Raw genomic sequence first — 16,569 nt, 5'->3', positions numbered from 1 at the left:
ATATACAAAAATGGAAAGCGGTCGAACACCTATTGGTGATCGGCCGCTTCGTCGTTTTCATCTTTCAGCTGTTCATACGGAATATGGTTGCGCTCAAGAAGTTCCAGGGCATAGTCGTCCATGCGATAGCCTTCCCGATAGTAGATTTTTCGAATCCCTGCCTGAATCAGTGATTTTGTGCAATTTAGACACGGAAAATGGGTGACATAGCAGGTGCAGCCGTTGACCGAAATGCCCGACTTGGCGCAATAGAGCAGGGCGTTCATCTCGGCATGAATGGTAGCGATGCAATGCCCGTCGCGCATCGTATGACCGATTTCATCACAATGCGGATTGCCCGCAACGGAGCCGTTGTAGCCGGTGGATACAATGCGATGCTCCTCGTTTACCAGCACACAGCCCACATAGGCGCGATCACAGGTGCCGCGTTCCGCCACTGTGAGTGCCATTTCCATAAAGTATTGGTTCCAGCTTTTGCGTGCCATATCTTCCTCCTTATTGCTTGTCTGTGCTACCATTTTAACATGAGAATTACCATATCGGAGAAAAGGAGATGCGCATGAACGATATGCATTCCGCCCCTTCCCGGGCAAAAGAAGAAAAGAAGGCCTTTCGTCAGGAAATCAAAAATCGCTGGAAGGCCTTGGAGGATACCTATCTGCAAGAAGCCAGTAAGACCATTTGCGACGCTATCCGACCACTGCCGGAATATCAAAAGGCACAGACCGTTTTTTGCTTTGTATCGATGGAACGAGAGTTGAATACGTCGACCTTGTTAAATGCCGTTCTTGCGGATGGCAAAACCCTCGTCGTACCGCGTGTTCTCTCGATGGGGAAGATGGCGCTTCATCCCATCACCTCGTTGGATACATTGAAGAAAAGCCGCTTCGGTATTCCGGAACCGGCGGAAGATACCCCCACGGTATCGCCGGAAAACGTGGATTTTACTGTTGTCCCTTGTCTCAGTGCAACACTTGCGGGCGCACGTCTGGGACGCGGCGGCGGCTTTTATGATCGCTTTTTAGCGGACTACACCGGCGATACAGCACTGGTCTGCTTTCATCAATTGCTTTCTGAGAGCGTGCCCATGGATCCCTGGGATGTACCGCTTCCCATTGTCGTGACGGAAAAGGGGATTTGGCGCGTAAAATAGTGATCGGGCGTTTGTTTACGTGGTTTCGTCGTGCCTTGCACGGTAGGAAAAGAGACATCCGCAATAGTCCTGGCGATACATGCCATATTGCGCGCTCAGCTCCGTAGAACGCTTGAAGCCGTTTTTCTTTTTGAAGTCGGAAAAGAGATACGATACCCCATATTGTTCGGCTAATGTGCCGCCGATTTCGTTCAGTAATTCTGCATTTTTATGCGGCGAGAGCGAAAGCGTCGTGGTAAAATAATCGAAACCTTGTTCTTTGGCGACCTTTGCCGTTTCTTCCAAACGCAACGTGAAGCAGACACGGCAGCGGTCGCTTTTTTCCGGCAAATCTTCCATTCCTTTAACAGCAGCGAAATAGTCCTCCGGATGATAGGCAGCCGGCAGGAAATGAAGGGGATGGGGAGATGGCATATTCGAAAGCAACCGTTTTTGTTCCTGTTCGCGAAACGCATACTCCTCCGGCGGATAGATATTCGGATTAAAATAATACACCGTGATTTCAAAATAGCGGGACAGGTACTCGAGCACATAACTGCTGCACGGTCCGCAACAGCTGTGCAAAAGGAGGCGTGGAACTTCGTGGTTGCGTTCCAGAGCTTCCAGTGTTTTCTCCAGCTTTTTTTGATAATTCACCTTTTCCATTCATTTTTCCTTATTTGAGCACACGGTTGGATGCCGGCATTGTACGCAGGAAATTTTCGGATACAAATATCGCGTACCGCACATGCATCGCTTTTCTGTTATACGATCGGCGTTATTCTGCCGTTATTCTACGGCAAGTACCGTTATTCTATCGCAAAAAACGGGTTTGCCCAATGGAAAAGAACCATTCGGTTAAAAATGCGGACAAATAGAATAAAAATCGGGGAAAGCGAATGAAAATCCATTGACGCCCCCATGAATAACCGATACACTGTAAAAAGTGAAAATCGTCCTTGTCGTGAGGCGCTTTCCTGCGCACGGAGAGGATGTCCATTATAAGCAGGTTGGTTGCCGGACGAAGCGAAACGTCGTTTGCCGGCAGTAAAGGAGGAAACATGAAGGTCGCAAAATTCGGCGGGTCGTCGTTGGCGGACATTACGCAATTTAGAAAAGTGATGGCGATTGTCCAAGAGGATGCAGAGCGCAGTGTCATTGTGGTTTCGGCTCCGGGAAAACGAACACCGAGCGGTCATAAAGTGACCGACATGCTCTATCTCACGCATCAACTGGCGACCATTGATATGGGCGGAAATGAGGTGTTTTCCTCCATAGCTGAACGCTATTTAACGATTCGCGATGCGCTGGAACTGGCCTATCCACTGGAAAGAGACCTGGAAGAAGTAAAGCGACATATCTTTGCGGGCGCTTCGGCGGATTATGCCGCCAGCCGCGGCGAATATCTTTCCGCAAAGCTGTTGGCCGCTGCGCTGAATTTTCGTTTTGTGGATGCCTCGGAAATCATTCGCTTCGAGGATTCCGGAAATTTGGATTTGCATACAAGCCTGGTGTTGAGCGCGGAGGCATTAAAAGATGGCCATTTTGTTGTTCCGGGATTCTACGGAGCGAAAGAAAACGGCGAGATTGTGACCTTTTCGCGTGGCGGCTCCGACATTACCGGATCGATTCTGTCGGCTGCCTTGCATGCGCCCGTTTATGAAAACTGGACGGATGTTTCCGGCTTTTTAGCTGCGGATCCGCGCATCGTAAACGACCCTAAGCCCATCGAGGTCATCACGTATGAAGAATTGCATGAGTTAAGTTACATGGGGGCACAGGTTTTGCATGAAGATGCCGTTTATCCGGCACATCATGCCGGAGTTCCCATTCACATTCGAAACACCAATGCCCCGAACGATCCGGGCACGCGCATCGTGCCGAAAAAAGAGGATTCGCCGCGAATTGTTACCGGTATTTCCGGGAAAAACGGCTTTATGCTCGTGCATGTGGAAAAACGCCATGCGGCCGGCGATTCGGGCTTTTTGCGTCGACTGGTTTCGGTTTTTGAAGCCAACGGCTGTGCGGTAGAACATATGCCGTCGTCGATTGATACGGTGTCCGTCATCGTTCGGGAAGATCCCTTCCGCAGCAAACAGAAAAAGATACTGGAAGAGATCTCGATTTTCTGCGAACCCGATGCCATCGCTGTGGAGGATGATATCACCTTGTTGGCGGTGGTAGGCGAAGGTATGGCGAAGCGCGCGGGTGTTGCGGCTCGGCTCTTTACCGCTCTCGGCAAGGCCGGTATTTCCGTACGTATGATTTTGCAGGGAGCAAGCGAACTCAACATCATCATCGGTGTGGCTAAAGCTGATTTTGCGAAGGCGATTACGGCCTTGTATCGCGAATTTTTCAAGGAGGAACTATGAAACGCTATAACGTAGCGGTGGTCGGTGCGACGGGCTTAGTGGGACGGACGATGCTCAAGGTGTTGGAAGAGCGCCATTTTCCTGTGCAGGAGCTATTTCCCCTGGCAACCAAAAAATCCGCCGGCAAGAAGTTGCCTTTTCAGGGAAAGGAATGGGTGGTGGAAGAGCTGACCGAATCGTCGTTTTCCCGGCCGATCGACTTCGCTTTGTTTTCCGCAGGCGCGTCGACGAGCGAAACCTTTGCGCCCATCGCGGCAAACGCAGGCGTTCTTGTCATCGACAACAGCTCACGGTGGCGACAGGTCGAAGGCGTTCCGCTGGTCGTTCCGGAAGTCAATCCCGAGGTGCTGGACGGCTACCACGGGATTATTGCCAACCCTAACTGTTCGACCATTCAATGTATGGCCATTTTGCGCGTTTTGCGTGACGCCTATGGACTTAAGCGCGTCGTCTACTCCACGTATCAGGCGGCTGCCGGTGCGGGGGTAAAGGGCTTGCAGGATTTGGAAAAGGGAACGACGACCACGTTTGACGTGCCCCTGCCCAAAAATGTGATTCCCCGCATCGATGTCTTCCTTCCGGACGGTTATACCAAAGAGGAATGGAAGATGATCCATGAAACACGAAAAATTTTAGCCCTTCCCGACCTTCCCGTGACCGCGACGTGTGTGCGTGTGCCGGTGGATTACGGCCACAGTGTGGCCATGGACGTGGAGCTGGAAAAGGACTTTTCGGTGGAGGAGATTCGTCGGGCGATCGCATCGGTTGAAGGTATGGTCGTCAAGGACGATCCTGCCAATCTCGTGTATCCGACACCGCTGGATTGCAAGCATCGCGACGACATCTTTGTCGGGCGTATTCGTCGGGACATTTCTCGACCCAATACGGTTCATCTCTGGTGTGTGGCAGATAATATTCGAAAAGGTGCGGCGACCAATACGGTGCAGATTGCGGAAGCATGGCTTTCTCGAAACGTCAAGGAGGCCTAAGATGCGTATCGGCTTGATCGGCTACGGCACGGTCGGACAGGGAGTATATGCACTCTATACGGAACGCCAAAGCGCACTTGAACGTTTCGCGGGTGAACCGATCACGTTTGGTGGCATTGCCGTGCGTTCGATTCGTCCGCGTACGATTCCCGCACCGGAAGAACTTTTTACCACGGATGCCATGCGCCTGATACAGGATGAGTCCATTGATACCATCGTCGAGGTCTCCAGTGACCCGCGACAGTCGATTCAATACATTTCGTCGGCACTATCTGCAGGAAAACGCGTGGTGACGGCCAATAAAGCGGCGCTCGCGGATTCGCTTGCCGATCTTCTTTCCACGGCGGAAAAAGGTGGCGGACGCTTGCGCTTTGAAGCGGCGGTTGCCGGCGGTATTCCGCTGTTGGATCCGCTCACCTTGCAGGTGGCGGTGAATGATGTGGTCGCATTTCGCGGCATTATTAACGGCAGTTCCAACTATGTCCTGACGGCCATGCAGAACGGAAAAACGCGCGAGGAGGCGATACGAGAAGCGCAGACTCTGGGCGTTCTGGAAGAAGATCCCCGGGATGATTTGGAAGGCATTGATGCACAACGAAAACTCGCTATTGTCGCGAGCATGTTGTTGCATCGGAGCGTTACCACCAAAAACGTGTCCTGTATCGGCATGCTTTCGCTTGATGCGGAAGATTTTGCCCTGGCCAAAAAGGCGGGACGAGTGATTAAGCTGATGGCGGTATGCGAACGAGGAAAAGAGGAAGTGGCGACCAGCTCTTCAGAACGCTCTTCGGTGCCTACACCGGCGTTGACTGCGCTTCGCGTCATGCCGGAAGCCATTTCTGTTGAGGATCCCTTTGCACAGGTTGACGGCATCTACAATATGGCGGAATGGAACGGAAACCACAGCGGTACGCTGCGTTTTTCGGGATTGGGTGGCGGACAGGAAGCGACCGCCAATGCGGTATGGACGGATCTCTTGCGCATTACGCGTGAGACGCCTGCTCTTTCTTTGGCAGGAGAAGGGGTAGCCGATCGGGAAGAATCCGCTCGATACCTGGTGCGTGCGGGATCTTCATCGGACACGGGCCTTTTACCGGAAGAAATCGATGCTATCGAGGATGCTCTTGCTCTTCCTCAGGGAGCGCAGTGGGCGCGCTTAACGGAACAACGTGCCGTGACGCTCGCAGAATCCGGAAGGACGGTGTTGCGATGGGCATGAACTATCACTCCACACGAGACGAGTCGCTTATCGTAAGCGATGCGCAGGCGATTTTGCAGGGGCTTGCACCGGATGGCGGTTTATTTGTACCGGAAACGATCCCGACATGCGATTTTTCATCATGGATGGAGCTTTCGTTTGCGGACGTAGCGGAACGCATTTTTGCGCTGTATTTTCCTTCGCTGGGAAAAGAACGGATTGCACAGATTGTAAAAAAAGCCTATAAGGATCGATTTCGCGACCCGGATGTCTGTCCTGTTCGGCTCATGTCGGATCGTCGTGCGCTATTGGAACTTTGGCACGGACCGACGCTGGCATTTAAGGATGTGGCGCTTTCCGCTCTTCCGCATCTGATGCGCGCTGCAAAGGAAGTGGTCGGTGACCATGAGCGCGTGCTCATTTTAACGGCTACGTCGGGCGATACTGGCAAGGCTGCCATGGAAGGCTTCAGTGGTGTCCCGGGTTTCGGTGTACTGGTCTTTTATCCGGCGGACGGCGTTAGTGACGCGCAGGAAAGGCAGATGTGTACGACGGAGGACGACAACGTATTCGCCTATGCCGTGGAAGGCGACTTTGACGATTGCCAGCGTGCGGTGAAGAGGATGTTTCAGGATGACGCCCTTACTAAAACGCTGAAAAGCCATGGTATTCGTCTTTCTTCCGCCAATTCGATCAATATCGGTCGGCTTGTCCCGCAGATGGTCTATTACATTACGGCTTATCATGCGCTGGTCAAAAAGGGGGAGCTGGCCTACGGGGATGAACTCGATGTTTCCGTGCCGACGGGAAACTTCGGTGATCTGTTGGCCGGCTATTATGTGAAACGCATGGGGCTGCCTTTGGGCACCCTCGTCGTTGCGTCCAACAGTAATCACGTGCTGAGCGATTTCGGACGAACAGGTGTCTATGACAGCAATCGGCCGCTCGTTTTAACCACGAGTCCGTCTATGGACATTTTGATTTCAAGCAATCTGGAACGCTTTTTGTATCATGAATTGAGCAGCACGGAGACCGTGAAGGCTTTGATGGATGTACTGCAAAAAGAACGGCGATTTGTGCTCCCATTGAAGAAGGAAGGTCAGGAAAAGCGAACGGACGATTCGTCTTTTGAAGCGATGGAGGGGCTCTACTGGGCATTTGCGGAAGAAAATGCGGTACGGCATACCATTGCCGAGACGGCCAAACGGGACCACATTGTGATCGATCCGCATACGGCCTGTGGTGTTGCCGTTTATGAAATGTATCGGAGCGAAACCGAGGGAAAAGGCACCTTACCCTACGGGCTCATTCTTTCCACAGCAAGCCCCTATAAATTTACAAACACTGTGCTTTCCGCGCTCGATCGGGATGTTCCGAAAACATTGGAAGAACAGTGGACGGCACTTTCCCACATTTCTGATACCTCTGTTCCTGCGCCGTTTTTGCGCCTTGCGGAAAGAAAAGCGAGACAACCGAAACGGATAAGTCTGCAGGAAGTGACGGATGCTGTGTTGTCCTTTGCGAAAGGAGTCTAATATGTCGTTAACGGTGCGGGTACCGGCAACGAGCGCCAATCTCGGACCGGGTTTTGATTGCCTCGGCATCGCGTGGAATATCTATGCACGCTTTACTTTTCATTTGCGCGGGGAGGGAAATCTCGATTCTCTTCCGCGTTATCACTCCGGCCAAGAGGCGGGCTATGCTTCGGGCACCAATCTCGTGCTGGATGCGTACTGGGCCTATGGCAAAGCCTTAAAGATAGCTTTGCCGGATGTGGGCGTGTATATTTCATCGGACATTCCCTCAACGCGGGGGTTGGGTTCGTCTGCGGCCTGTATCGTTGCCGGGGCGGAAGCGGCAAGATTCATTGCGCGCGCGATTACCCCAAAAGAGCAGGCCGGCGGGTTCAGTGATTCGTCAATTTTGCAGGTGTCGACAGCGGTGGAAGGACATCCCGACAACGTTGCCCCGGCGCTTTACGGCGGACTGCAAATCTCCAAATCGGAAGGCCGAACGGTTCGCGCTTGTTCCTGCCCCGTTTCGGATCGCCTTGCGTTTTATGTACTCATTCCTAATTTTTCATCCAGCACAAAAAAAGCACGCACGCTGTTGCCGGAAGAGGTCTCTCGCGCAGATGCGGTCGCGAATCTGGCGTCGCTCGGTTTTTTGCTTTCGGGCTTGCGTACGGGAGATGCTCGCGTTTTACGTGCCGGGCTTACGGATCGCCTGCATGAACCGTATCGACGCGTGCAGATTCCGGGTTTTTCCGAACTGGAAAGGATTGCTCGACATGCCGGAGCGATCGGTGTGGTGATCAGCGGAGCCGGATCGACCCTTCTCTGTTTTGCCGAGGAAAAACAGACGGAGGCTTTGGATGCGGCTTTTGCGCACAGTCTACCGCAGGGTTGGGAAGCGCATCGCGTAACGATGGACAAGATGGGGGCATATATCGAAGACGGGAACATCCTTTGATGCTCCCGTCTCTTGCGTTACAATAGAAAAAAGACTATTGCGTCAGACCGGCATAGCCCTGCTGGCGCAATACTTCGTAGAGTACGATGGCGGCTGAGTTGGAGAGATTTAGCGAGCGTTGACCGGGAAGCATGGGAATGCGCAGAAGGCGTTCCGGATGAGCGTCCATCATGGCATGGGGAAGGCCGGACGATTCGCTGCCGAAGACCATCATGACTTCATCCATAGCGGCAAGATCGCCAAGAGAACGGGGTGTGCGCGTTTCTACATAGAGAACCTGTGTACCGGTTCGCTCTTTTTCGTCCGCAAAAGCGGCAAATTCCTGCCAGCTGTTCCAAATGGTCAAGTCCACGTGGTCCCAATAGTCCATGCCGGATCGCTCGATTTGGTGACTGGTCAGACGAAAGCCGAAAGGCCGTACCAGGTGAAGCGCACTGCCCGTGACAACACAGGTACGTGCAATATTTCCCGTATTATACGGAATTTCCGGCTCGATGAGCACAAGATGATTTTTTGCCATAACATCCTCCCTGCTCGTCATGGTAACGCATTTTGTTCCGGCTATCCAGCGCCGGAAAGGAAAGATAAGGAAAATACGATGTCAACCCTACGTATCATGCACGCCGCCGACCTCCATCTCGGGGCGAAAATAACCGGGCTCGGCGCCCAAAGTACCGCGCGCAGTGCGGAGATTATGCACACGTTTTTTCGGATGCTTGCGCTGTGTCAACAGGAAAAAACGCAACTTCTGTTACTTGCCGGAGATTTTTTGGAGCTCTCTGCTATAACTTCCGAACAGGTTCAGGCGGTTATGGACGGTATCGCTTCGATGCCCGATCTTCAGGTGGTGCTTGCGCCGGGAAATCACGATTATCTGTCTCCGGACAGTCCGTATGCGCTCACGTGGCCGTCCAATATGCATATTTTTACGGGAGAAATGACACGGTTGGATTTTCCTCAGTGGAACACGGCCGTTTATGGTGCCGCTTTTACTGGAACCTATCAACCTACTTCCCTTGTTCGCGCCGATTGGGAAAAGGAACGGTTGGAAACGGCCGATCGTCTTCGTCTACTTGTGATTCATGGCGACTGGAATGTACCGAAGAGCCTTTATCACCCTCTTCTCGCCGAAGATTTTCCAGCGGATTTTTTTACCTATGTTGCGATGGGGCATGTGCACAAGCGCAGTCCGCTGATGACGCTCGGAAAAACGACACTCGCTTATAGCGGGTGTCCGGATGCGTCCGGGTTCGATGAGACTGGACTTAAAGGCGTTTATCTCGGTGAAGTTTCGCCTTTTTCGTGTGATTTGTCCTTTTATCCGCTTTCCTCGCGACTTTTTCGGCATGCTGAGGTGGATTGTACCGGCATCGTGACAACCTCCGAGGCGGAAAAACACATTTTGGAGACGCTTACCAAAACGGCGCAAGGGTTTGCTCCGTCCGATACCGCGTTGCGACTCACCCTGACGGGCGCATTGGCGGATCGGGATACCGTGGATGTGGGACTTTTGGAAGAAATGTTGCGTGAACAATTGTATGTGCTCTCTCTCCGCGATGAACGACAGGTGGCGGTAAACTGGGACGTGTTACGAAAAGAGGAAAGTCTGAAGGGCTATTATGTGGAAGCACTTTATGCGCGCCGCAAAGAGGCTTCGGAGGAGGAAAAGCGCATAATTGATCGGGCACTTCGTCTGGGACTGGATGCTTTTGACAGAAAGGAGCTTTGCGTTGCGCATTTTACAGATTGATCTTACGCGTTTCGGGCGCTTTGACCATTTCTCCTGTGCGCTTCCGGAAGGCTTTACCGTAGTGTACGGAGAAAATGAGGCGGGGAAATCCACCATCATGGATTTTCTGCAGCTTGTCTTTTATGGCACATCCAAACAGGGAAGCGATCCGCGTGAACATATCCGCAAGCGCTATGTCGGTGAACAGGACAGATCACCTGTCGGGGTGCTCCATTTTGAACAGGACGGGAAGCGCTATCGGCTTACGCGGCGCTTCGGTGCAACCAACGGAAAAGATGACATTCAATTGGCGGAAGAGGATACCGGAAAGAGTATTGCCTTGCCACGGAAACAGACCGTGGGGGAGCTGTTTTTCGGCCTGGATGCTGATGCCTTTAAGCGCAGCGTGTACATCGGTTCCACCGGTACGGTGTTACCGCCCGTTACAGGAAACAACGGTGATCAGCTGATGAATCGGCTGCTGAATCTGCAAACAACAGGAGAGGAGACGACCTCCGCTACAGCTGTCGCAAAGAGCCTGCAGGATGCCCAACATCTTTTTGTGAAGAGCCGGGGAAAGGGCGGCCTTCTTTTTGCGCAGGAAGAACGCATTCGCAACTTGCAAAATGAGCGAAACAACGCACTTTTGCAGGAAGAAGAAATGCGCCGGGAACGTCAGGCGTTGGAAGAGGAAAAGCAAACCCTTGAGACCTGTGATCGCCATCTGGAAGAACAGCGCGAGACCATTGCGCGGTTACAACAGGAATTCGAAGCGGACGATCTGCGTCGCGCCTATCAGGAACGCAAAAAACAACAGTCAATGCAGGAAGCGCTTCTTCGCGCGGAAGAAGCCTTACAACTGCAGGACGGAACCATGACTGAAGAGCGATGGGAAGAGGCGAATGCCGCCTTTTCCGCCTGGCAGGCAGCGGCATCGCTGCAAGAAAAAGACGGCGAAGAGGACGAAGCGGAAACGGAAAACCGAGAAGCCTTGACCTTACGCCGTGATGCGCTCACGCGCAAAGAACACACGTTGCAGGCAAAAAAAGCGGATGGACAGCAGAAAAAAGAACAATTCGAGCGCGAGCGGATCACCTTGGAACAGCAGCGCCTGCTGGCCGAAGAACGACTTATACAAATCCGAGCCGAACGTGCTCGGCTGGAACATGAGGAGGCGGAGGAAAAAGCGAATTTCTCGACAGAAGCTTCCTATGGTGACGGGGTAATGCGTTTTCTGCCGCTTTTTATCACGGTGCTTTTTGCTGTGCTCGGCTATACGGCCTCTTCCTTATTTTACGTTGCAGCAGCAATGGTGGGTGTTTTCGGCATCACTTGGCTTTTTCTGACTTCCCGGAAAAGAAGGGAAAAGCAGAAAAAGGAAGCGCTGTTTGCAGAAAAATCGTCACATCGAAAACAGGCAATGGCGGACTTGATGGAAAAAGAAGCGGCGTTGTCACCGGATCGTTTTCGCGAGCAGGAAAATGTTCAACAACGGCAAAACGAAGAACTGGCGAGCGAAAGAGCCAAATGGATGCGTGAGGAAGAGGAACTTATCCGCGAGAAAAAGGCGCTGGAGGAAGACGAATCCCGCTTTCGTGCGCTTGAGGCCAAGCGCGAAGAACGCAAAAAGCAGCGTGATGAGCTTAAGGCGCGTTGTGTAAAGGAACAACAGAGGCTGAGGACGCTTTTGGAAAGTAGTGCAGACGATCCGGATGCGGCAGCTTCTCAGCTTTCACTCTGGCAAGAACGCCTGAATGACCATAAGCAATTGTCGTGGACGCTATCGCGTGAAGAAAAGCGATTTACCGAAACCTTTCCGCAGTGGGTGGATTGGTCGATGGCCGATCTGGAGGCGGCGGTTGCCGAAAAGGGTCTCTCTACGGAAGCGGATCCCCTTCTGGCCGATCGCTTAAAAGAAGCACAGCGCTCGTATGCCGATCAGCAAAAGAAACGAGAAGCGATGGCCATCGCTTTGGCTGCAAAGCAGGCGAAAGCCAAGGAAAAATACAAGTCGGTACCGCTGGCGGATAGCCTTCTTCAAACGCTTCATCAGGAAGAAGAAAAAGAAAAGCAGATGAAAGAGGAATATCAGGCGGTGCAGTTGGCGCAAGAGGCGTTGCAGGAAGCAACGGAAAAAGCACGTCATCAGTTCAGTCCTTTATTGAATAGCCGCGCATCGGCAATTTTTCAGGAAGTGAGCGGAAGAGAGGGGACGTTGCGCGTCGATACGGACATGGATGTGCGCATGGAAGAAACGGATTTTTCCGGCTTTTCGGATTGGCGCGTACTGTCCACCGGAACGATTGATCAGGTGTATTTCTCTCTGCGTATTGCATTGGCGGAGGTGGCGGCAGAAAAACAAGATCTTCCTCTTTTCTTTGATGACGCCTTTGCCTATTATGATGATTGTCGTGCCGAACGAGCGATGGATTTTCTTGCTCGATACGCCAAAGAAAAACAGAAACAGATCTTGCTTTTTACTGCGCATCATCGCTTTGTTCACTGGGCAAAAGAGAAGGATATTTCCTGTCTGCTTTTGCATGAGGGAAGAGCGGAGATGATCGAAAAGAAAAACACGAACGAAGGAGGACGGAAATGACCGAAATCCACAATAAAAAATCCTATGAAAAAAAACGCCTGGTCTGGCGTTTAACTCTTTTTGGCTTATTAGTGGGACTTGCTTCGGGTGTCGTAGCGGTTTGCTATCGCATTCTGCTCACCAAAGTCGATCAGTTGCGCACGGCTTGGATTTTCGGTGCCGACTTTTCCCGCGTTCTGCTTTTTTTGGGGCTTTTTCTGGTCTGTGCGTACCTTATGCACCGACTGCTCCTATGGGCGCCGTATAGTGGCGGCAGCGGCATTCCGCAAATTCGCGCGGAACTTCTTGGAAAAATTCATATGGAGGTTGCGCCGACGGTCACTTCAAAGTTTATTGGCGGCATTTTGGGAAATGCCGGCGGATTGACGCTTGGACGAGAGGGTCCGTCCATTCAGCTCGGCGGCATGTGGGCGAAACAGATTGCAAAGACCTTTCACGCATCGGAAATGGAAGAGCGCTATCTCATTACCGCAGGCGCGGCGGCCGGTCTTGCCGCGGCCTTTAACGCGCCGCTTTCCGGCGCGCTTTTTGCGATGGAAGAAATTCATAAAAGCCTATCGCATCTCTTTCTGCTACCGTGTCTTGCGGCTTGTCTCGTGGCGAATTATTTCAGCTTCTCGGTGCTCGGATTGCAGACGGCTTTTGCTTTTAAGATTCATGAAACGCTTCCGGTGACGGCATTGTTCTTTGTGCTTCTCATCGGCGTATTGGCCGGTCTGGTCGGTGTCTTGTTTAATCGCGGTTTGCTCTATGCCTGTAAGACCATGAAAAAAGCACCGATCCCGCGCTATCTTGTCATTTTTGCCATTATGGCTTTACTGCTTCTGGTGGGGCGCGTACAACCTCTGCTCTTGGGCGGCGGTCATGCGTTGATTGAGCAACTTTCGCAACACACCATGGATGTGCTTCCGCTGGTCATCTTTTTCGGTCTTCGGTTGGTCTTCGTTTGGCTCAGCTACGGCAGCGGTGCGCAGGGAGGCATTTTTCTTCCGGTTTTGGCGGTTGGTGCGCTCGTTGGCGCGTTGTTTTTCACCGCATTTTCAGGACGTCTTGCGCCAGCCTATTATACGAATTTTCTCTATCTCGGCATGGTCGGCGTCCTGACTGCGGTGGTTCAGGCGCCGTTGATGTCCATTATGCTCGTTATGGAAATGAGCGGTTCGATCAATATCATGTTACCGATGACAACTTGTGCCATTGTAGCGTTCCTTGTGGCGAAAATTTGCCGTACCGATCCGGTATATGAGTCCTTATTTGCGCTGAGTTTTGATCGTCCGTCCCAGGCGGCCAGCGATCGCAAGAAAGAAAATATGACGATGCAATATTACCTGGTGCCCAATGAAGCGCCCTATATCGGGCGTACATTATCCGATTGGACGCTTCCGCCTTCGATGCTCATTGCTTCCATTTCGCGAGATGGGCACACCTTTACGCCGAACGGACAAACCTCGTTAAAGGGCGGGGACGAGATTCTTGTCCTTTGTCCGGAGGACGATTTAGAGACCGTGCACGAGCTGTTTACGATTGAAACATAGCCATGAGCGCTCTTTTGCGCTCCTTTACATCTTATTGAATTTATCATAAACAGGAAAAAGTCGATGTGATATGGCTGAAACTCCAAATACCGAAAGTATCTATAGCTGCTTGAATCCATTTTGAAAACGTCTGTGGAGAGAGAATCTTTCAACATAGAATCATGGTGAAATGTCTGGAAGTATGAGAAAAAGGTTCTAAAATATATTAGTTTTTACGGAATATAAGAAAAAACTATTGATTTATCATTACTTTTCATCTATTCTAATAAAAAAGAGGGGGTGTTCCCATGATTGTCAGACCCTACTATTTGGAACAGCTGCGAACCTATCGAAATGTTCCGCTGGTAAAGATTCTTGCAGGTATTCGTCGTTGCGGAAAATCGACCATTTTGGCTATGCTAAAAGAGGACTTGATCAATAGCGGCATTCCGGAAGATCATGTCCTCCAGTTGCGCTATACCTCACAAGAGATGGATGATCGTTTGACCGCTAAAAAGATGTATAGAGATATAAAAGAGAAGATAACCGATGGCGATCGCTATTATCTTTTGCTGGATGAAGTACAGGAAGTGGAAGGTTGGGAAAAAGCGGTCAATAGCTTGTTAGAGGATTTTTCCACCGACATTTATGTAACGGGTTCCAACTCCAAACTCATGTCCGGTGAGATTTCCACCTATTTGACGGGGCGCTACGTCCCTATCCCCGTTTTTCCTCTCTCATTTGAGGAGTATATGGCGTTTACAAAAGACGATACACGTTCAACGAAAGATCTGTTGAATGAATACATTCGTATGGGAGGCTTTCCCATCGTCGCATTAGGTGGCTTCGATGAGCGATCTTCATATCAAATCGTCGAGGGGATCTATAATACGGTTATTACCAGCGACATCACCAAACGGCACAATATCACTAATTTTGATTTATTTAATCGTGTGGTGAACTATATTGTGGAGAATGTCGGCAAAACTTTTTCGGCAAACGCGATCGTAAAATTCTTGAAAAATGAGAAGCGACCTCTTTCAGTGGAAGCTGTCTATAATTATTTGGACTGGCTGGAAAAGGCTTTTGTTGTCTATCGCTGTCAACGCTATGATATGCAGGGAAAGACTGTACTTAAGACGCAGGAGAAATTCTATCTTGCAGATGTTTCTCTTAAGTACTGCAAGATGGGATTTAATCCCAAATCGGTGGCGGCTACATTGGAGAACATAGTCTACTTTGAGCTTCGTCGTAAGGGGTATCACGTGTACATTGGCAAGAATGCCACAAAGGAAATCGACTTTGTCGCCGTGCGGAGAGATGAGCGGATTTATGTTCAGGTGTGTTATATGCTTCCGGAGGAGTCTGATCGGGAGATTGCAAATCTTCTTGAGATCAAAGACCATTATCCAAAGTATGTGGTGACGATGGACGAATTAGCCGAAGGGAATATTAACGGCGTCCGGATTGTATCGTTGGCTAATTTTTTATTGCATAGCGAGTACTGATGAAAAGGGACAGGGAGACGCGTGTTCTGAACCGACCCCCAAAAGTTAGACCAAAATCTAACGATTGGGGTCACATCAGACGCGTGTTCTTCCTGTCCTTTTTTACTTTTTCTACATTTCAGAAGTTTTTATTCCTCACCTGTTTCCTGTTGTTCGGAAGCGCCTGGATTCTCCCTGTCATTTGCCGTATCGTTTGAAGTATAGTAGGGTTTGCGTGCCTGTTCATCACGACTTGCATAACGCGAATCGTAGCGCACTTGTTCTTCGACTCTCTCTTCCGGACCGGACGGCCGGGAAAAGAGATCATCCGCCCGATAGGGGGCTTCTTCATTTGCCCATAGCGGCCAATCGCCATCAATGCCGCCACGTCCGCTGTCTACCCGATCGCGATTGGCAATATACTGATAGCGGTTGCTGTAGGCCATCAGCAGGGCCGTAACAAGAGGGAGAAGCAGATAAAGCAATGCAATACTGTCTTTTCCCGAATAGCGCTTGGCGAAATAAAAACCGACATAATATCGCTCGATAAGGTTCAAACCGGGAAAAAGACTAAGAATGAACCAACCGACAGAGGTTCGCCCCAGGGCAATACGTATGCGAACCCATTCGTTATAGAAGGGAATCAAACATTTCCAGCCGGATTCACCAGCTTTCTGATACAGCTTCCACTGGGCGATAATCGAAACAATCGCCAAGGCCAGGAAAAAAAGCACAAAAATGAGATAAAATGCGCCGAAAAAGGCGAGGAATCCAGCGATGGAATCTGACGTTTCTTCAAGGAAAGCATCCGTTGGAGAGGCAGCACCGAAAGATCCGTAGAAATCATTAGGCATAAAAGCTCCTTTCTGATGAGAACCGTGGCGGAAAAAGATCTCCGCAGTGTTCTGCTTGTAAAACGGCATCATTGGCTTGCCGTTTTTCACCCTTGTATCTTGATCCCACTATACCCGAAAATCGTATTTCTGTGTCTGTTTACGGTAAAATTTTTTTGCTGGCTTAAGGGTATTCATAGTGTAAAAGAAGCGAATAGAGAAGGAGAAAAAGAGGAAGGATAAC

General features: G+C 50.9%; 14 protein-coding genes. 10 read left to right on the top strand and 4 right to left on the bottom strand.

The annotated features are described in order from the left end of the window. Positions 1 to 29: 29 nt before the first annotated feature. Complete coding sequence (locus BN3910_RS03140) at positions 30 to 485, bottom strand: deoxycytidylate deaminase (protein WP_066924232.1); 456 nt, start codon at positions 483 to 485, stop codon at positions 30 to 32. Positions 486 to 559: 74 nt separating this feature from the next. Here BN3910_RS03140 and BN3910_RS03135 point away from each other — a divergent pair, with 74 nt between their 5' ends. Next, positions 560 to 1,153, top strand: coding sequence for a 5-formyltetrahydrofolate cyclo-ligase (locus BN3910_RS03135; RefSeq protein ID WP_066924230.1), 594 nt, complete (start codon positions 560 to 562; stop codon positions 1,151 to 1,153). Between the two features lie 15 nt (positions 1,154 to 1,168). Here the strand turns inward: BN3910_RS03135 and BN3910_RS03130 are convergent, their stop codons facing one another. Further along, positions 1,169 to 1,798 (bottom strand): epoxyqueuosine reductase QueH, encoded by a 630-nt coding sequence (locus BN3910_RS03130; protein ID WP_066924228.1) that lies wholly within the window; start codon positions 1,796 to 1,798, stop codon positions 1,169 to 1,171. A 395-nt stretch (positions 1,799 to 2,193) separates the two neighbouring features. On the opposite strand from BN3910_RS03130, the gene BN3910_RS03125 reads away from it, so the two are divergent. From BN3910_RS03125 to thrB, 5 genes are read left to right on the top strand one after another with little or no spacing between them, the layout of a single operon-like run. Beyond that, on the top strand, positions 2,194 to 3,504 hold the full coding sequence (locus tag BN3910_RS03125) for an aspartate kinase (RefSeq protein WP_066924226.1): 1,311 nt from the start codon (positions 2,194 to 2,196) through the stop codon (positions 3,502 to 3,504). Further along, positions 3,501 to 4,493 carry an aspartate-semialdehyde dehydrogenase gene (locus tag BN3910_RS03120; RefSeq protein ID WP_066924224.1) on the top strand — a complete coding sequence of 331 codons (993 nt, stop codon included), beginning with the start codon at positions 3,501 to 3,503 and terminating at the stop codon, positions 4,491 to 4,493. Before BN3910_RS03125 ends, BN3910_RS03120 begins: the two co-directional genes overlap by 4 nt. Before the next feature lies 1 nt (position 4,494). Next, positions 4,495 to 5,712, top strand: a complete 1,218-nt coding sequence (locus BN3910_RS03115; RefSeq protein WP_066924223.1) for a homoserine dehydrogenase — start codon at positions 4,495 to 4,497, stop codon at positions 5,710 to 5,712. After that, the gene (gene thrC, locus BN3910_RS03110) at positions 5,703 to 7,226 is read left to right on the top strand and encodes a threonine synthase (protein ID WP_066924221.1); all 1,524 of its coding nucleotides are present in this window, start codon (positions 5,703 to 5,705) and stop codon (positions 7,224 to 7,226) included. Before BN3910_RS03115 ends, thrC begins: the two co-directional genes overlap by 10 nt. A gap of 1 nt (position 7,227) precedes the next feature. After that, positions 7,228 to 8,163, top strand: coding sequence for a homoserine kinase (gene thrB, locus BN3910_RS03105; RefSeq protein ID WP_066924219.1), 936 nt, complete (start codon positions 7,228 to 7,230; stop codon positions 8,161 to 8,163). 34 nt (positions 8,164 to 8,197) lie between these two features. On the opposite strand, the gene BN3910_RS03100 is transcribed toward thrB, so the two are convergent. Continuing rightward, entirely contained in the window at positions 8,198 to 8,683 is a 486-nt protein-coding gene (locus BN3910_RS03100; protein ID WP_066924217.1) for a tRNA (cytidine(34)-2'-O)-methyltransferase, read from the bottom strand. Between the two features lie 78 nt (positions 8,684 to 8,761). Between BN3910_RS03100 and BN3910_RS03095 the strand changes: the two genes are divergently transcribed. The 4 genes from BN3910_RS03095 to BN3910_RS03080 all read left to right on the top strand — a co-directional run bounded on the left by BN3910_RS03095 (position 8,762) and on the right by BN3910_RS03080 (position 15,513). Further along, positions 8,762 to 9,913 (top strand): metallophosphoesterase family protein, encoded by a 1,152-nt coding sequence (locus BN3910_RS03095; RefSeq protein WP_066924215.1) that lies wholly within the window; start codon positions 8,762 to 8,764, stop codon positions 9,911 to 9,913. Further along, entirely contained in the window at positions 9,894 to 12,491 is a 2,598-nt protein-coding gene (locus BN3910_RS03090; RefSeq protein WP_066924214.1) for an AAA family ATPase, read from the top strand. Before BN3910_RS03095 ends, BN3910_RS03090 begins: the two co-directional genes overlap by 20 nt. After that, on the top strand, positions 12,488 to 14,026 hold the full coding sequence (locus BN3910_RS03085) for a ClC family H(+)/Cl(-) exchange transporter (protein ID WP_066924212.1): 1,539 nt from the start codon (positions 12,488 to 12,490) through the stop codon (positions 14,024 to 14,026). Before BN3910_RS03090 ends, BN3910_RS03085 begins: the two co-directional genes overlap by 4 nt. A 287-nt stretch (positions 14,027 to 14,313) precedes the next feature. Further along, positions 14,314 to 15,513: an ATP-binding protein gene (locus BN3910_RS03080; RefSeq protein WP_066924209.1), complete on the top strand. Its 1,200-nt coding sequence runs from the start codon at positions 14,314 to 14,316 to the stop codon at positions 15,511 to 15,513. A gap of 128 nt (positions 15,514 to 15,641) precedes the next feature. Here BN3910_RS03080 and BN3910_RS03075 read toward each other — a convergent pair whose 3' ends face one another. After that, positions 15,642 to 16,346, bottom strand: a complete 705-nt coding sequence (locus BN3910_RS03075) for a DUF5684 domain-containing protein (RefSeq protein ID WP_066924207.1) — start codon at positions 16,344 to 16,346, stop codon at positions 15,642 to 15,644. Positions 16,347 to 16,569 lie beyond the last annotated feature (223 nt).

This window comes from Murdochiella massiliensis (assembly GCF_900059565.1).
Taxonomy (GTDB): domain Bacteria; phylum Bacillota; class Clostridia; order Tissierellales; family Peptoniphilaceae; genus Murdochiella; species Murdochiella massiliensis.
Note: the sequence above shows the minus strand (reverse complement) of the source record. Positions and strands in the feature narration are given on the sequence as shown.

Bases quoted from the DNA above. Each gene is read 5' to 3' on its own strand.
- BN3910_RS03120 (WP_066924224.1), top strand. From the start codon at position 3,501: ATGAAACGCTATAACGTAGCGGTGGTCGGTGCGACGGGCTTAGTGGGA.
- BN3910_RS03115 (WP_066924223.1), top strand. From the start codon at position 4,495: ATGCGTATCGGCTTGATCGGCTACGGCACGGTCGGACAGGGAGTATAT.
- BN3910_RS03125 (WP_066924226.1), top strand. From the start codon at position 2,194: ATGAAGGTCGCAAAATTCGGCGGGTCGTCGTTGGCGGACATTACGCAA.
- BN3910_RS03080 (WP_066924209.1), top strand. From the start codon at position 14,314: ATGATTGTCAGACCCTACTATTTGGAACAGCTGCGAACCTATCGAAAT.
- BN3910_RS03095 (WP_066924215.1), top strand. From the start codon at position 8,762: ATGTCAACCCTACGTATCATGCACGCCGCCGACCTCCATCTCGGGGCG.
- thrB (WP_066924219.1), top strand. From the start codon at position 7,228: ATGTCGTTAACGGTGCGGGTACCGGCAACGAGCGCCAATCTCGGACCG.
- BN3910_RS03140 (WP_066924232.1), bottom strand. From the start codon at position 485: ATGGCACGCAAAAGCTGGAACCAATACTTTATGGAAATGGCACTCACA.
- BN3910_RS03130 (WP_066924228.1), bottom strand. From the start codon at position 1,798: ATGGAAAAGGTGAATTATCAAAAAAAGCTGGAGAAAACACTGGAAGCT.
- BN3910_RS03085 (WP_066924212.1), top strand. From the start codon at position 12,488: ATGACCGAAATCCACAATAAAAAATCCTATGAAAAAAAACGCCTGGTC.
- BN3910_RS03135 (WP_066924230.1), top strand. From the start codon at position 560: ATGAACGATATGCATTCCGCCCCTTCCCGGGCAAAAGAAGAAAAGAAG.
- thrC (WP_066924221.1), top strand. From the start codon at position 5,703: ATGGGCATGAACTATCACTCCACACGAGACGAGTCGCTTATCGTAAGC.
- BN3910_RS03075 (WP_066924207.1), bottom strand. From the start codon at position 16,346: ATGCCTAATGATTTCTACGGATCTTTCGGTGCTGCCTCTCCAACGGAT.
- BN3910_RS03100 (WP_066924217.1), bottom strand. From the start codon at position 8,683: ATGGCAAAAAATCATCTTGTGCTCATCGAGCCGGAAATTCCGTATAAT.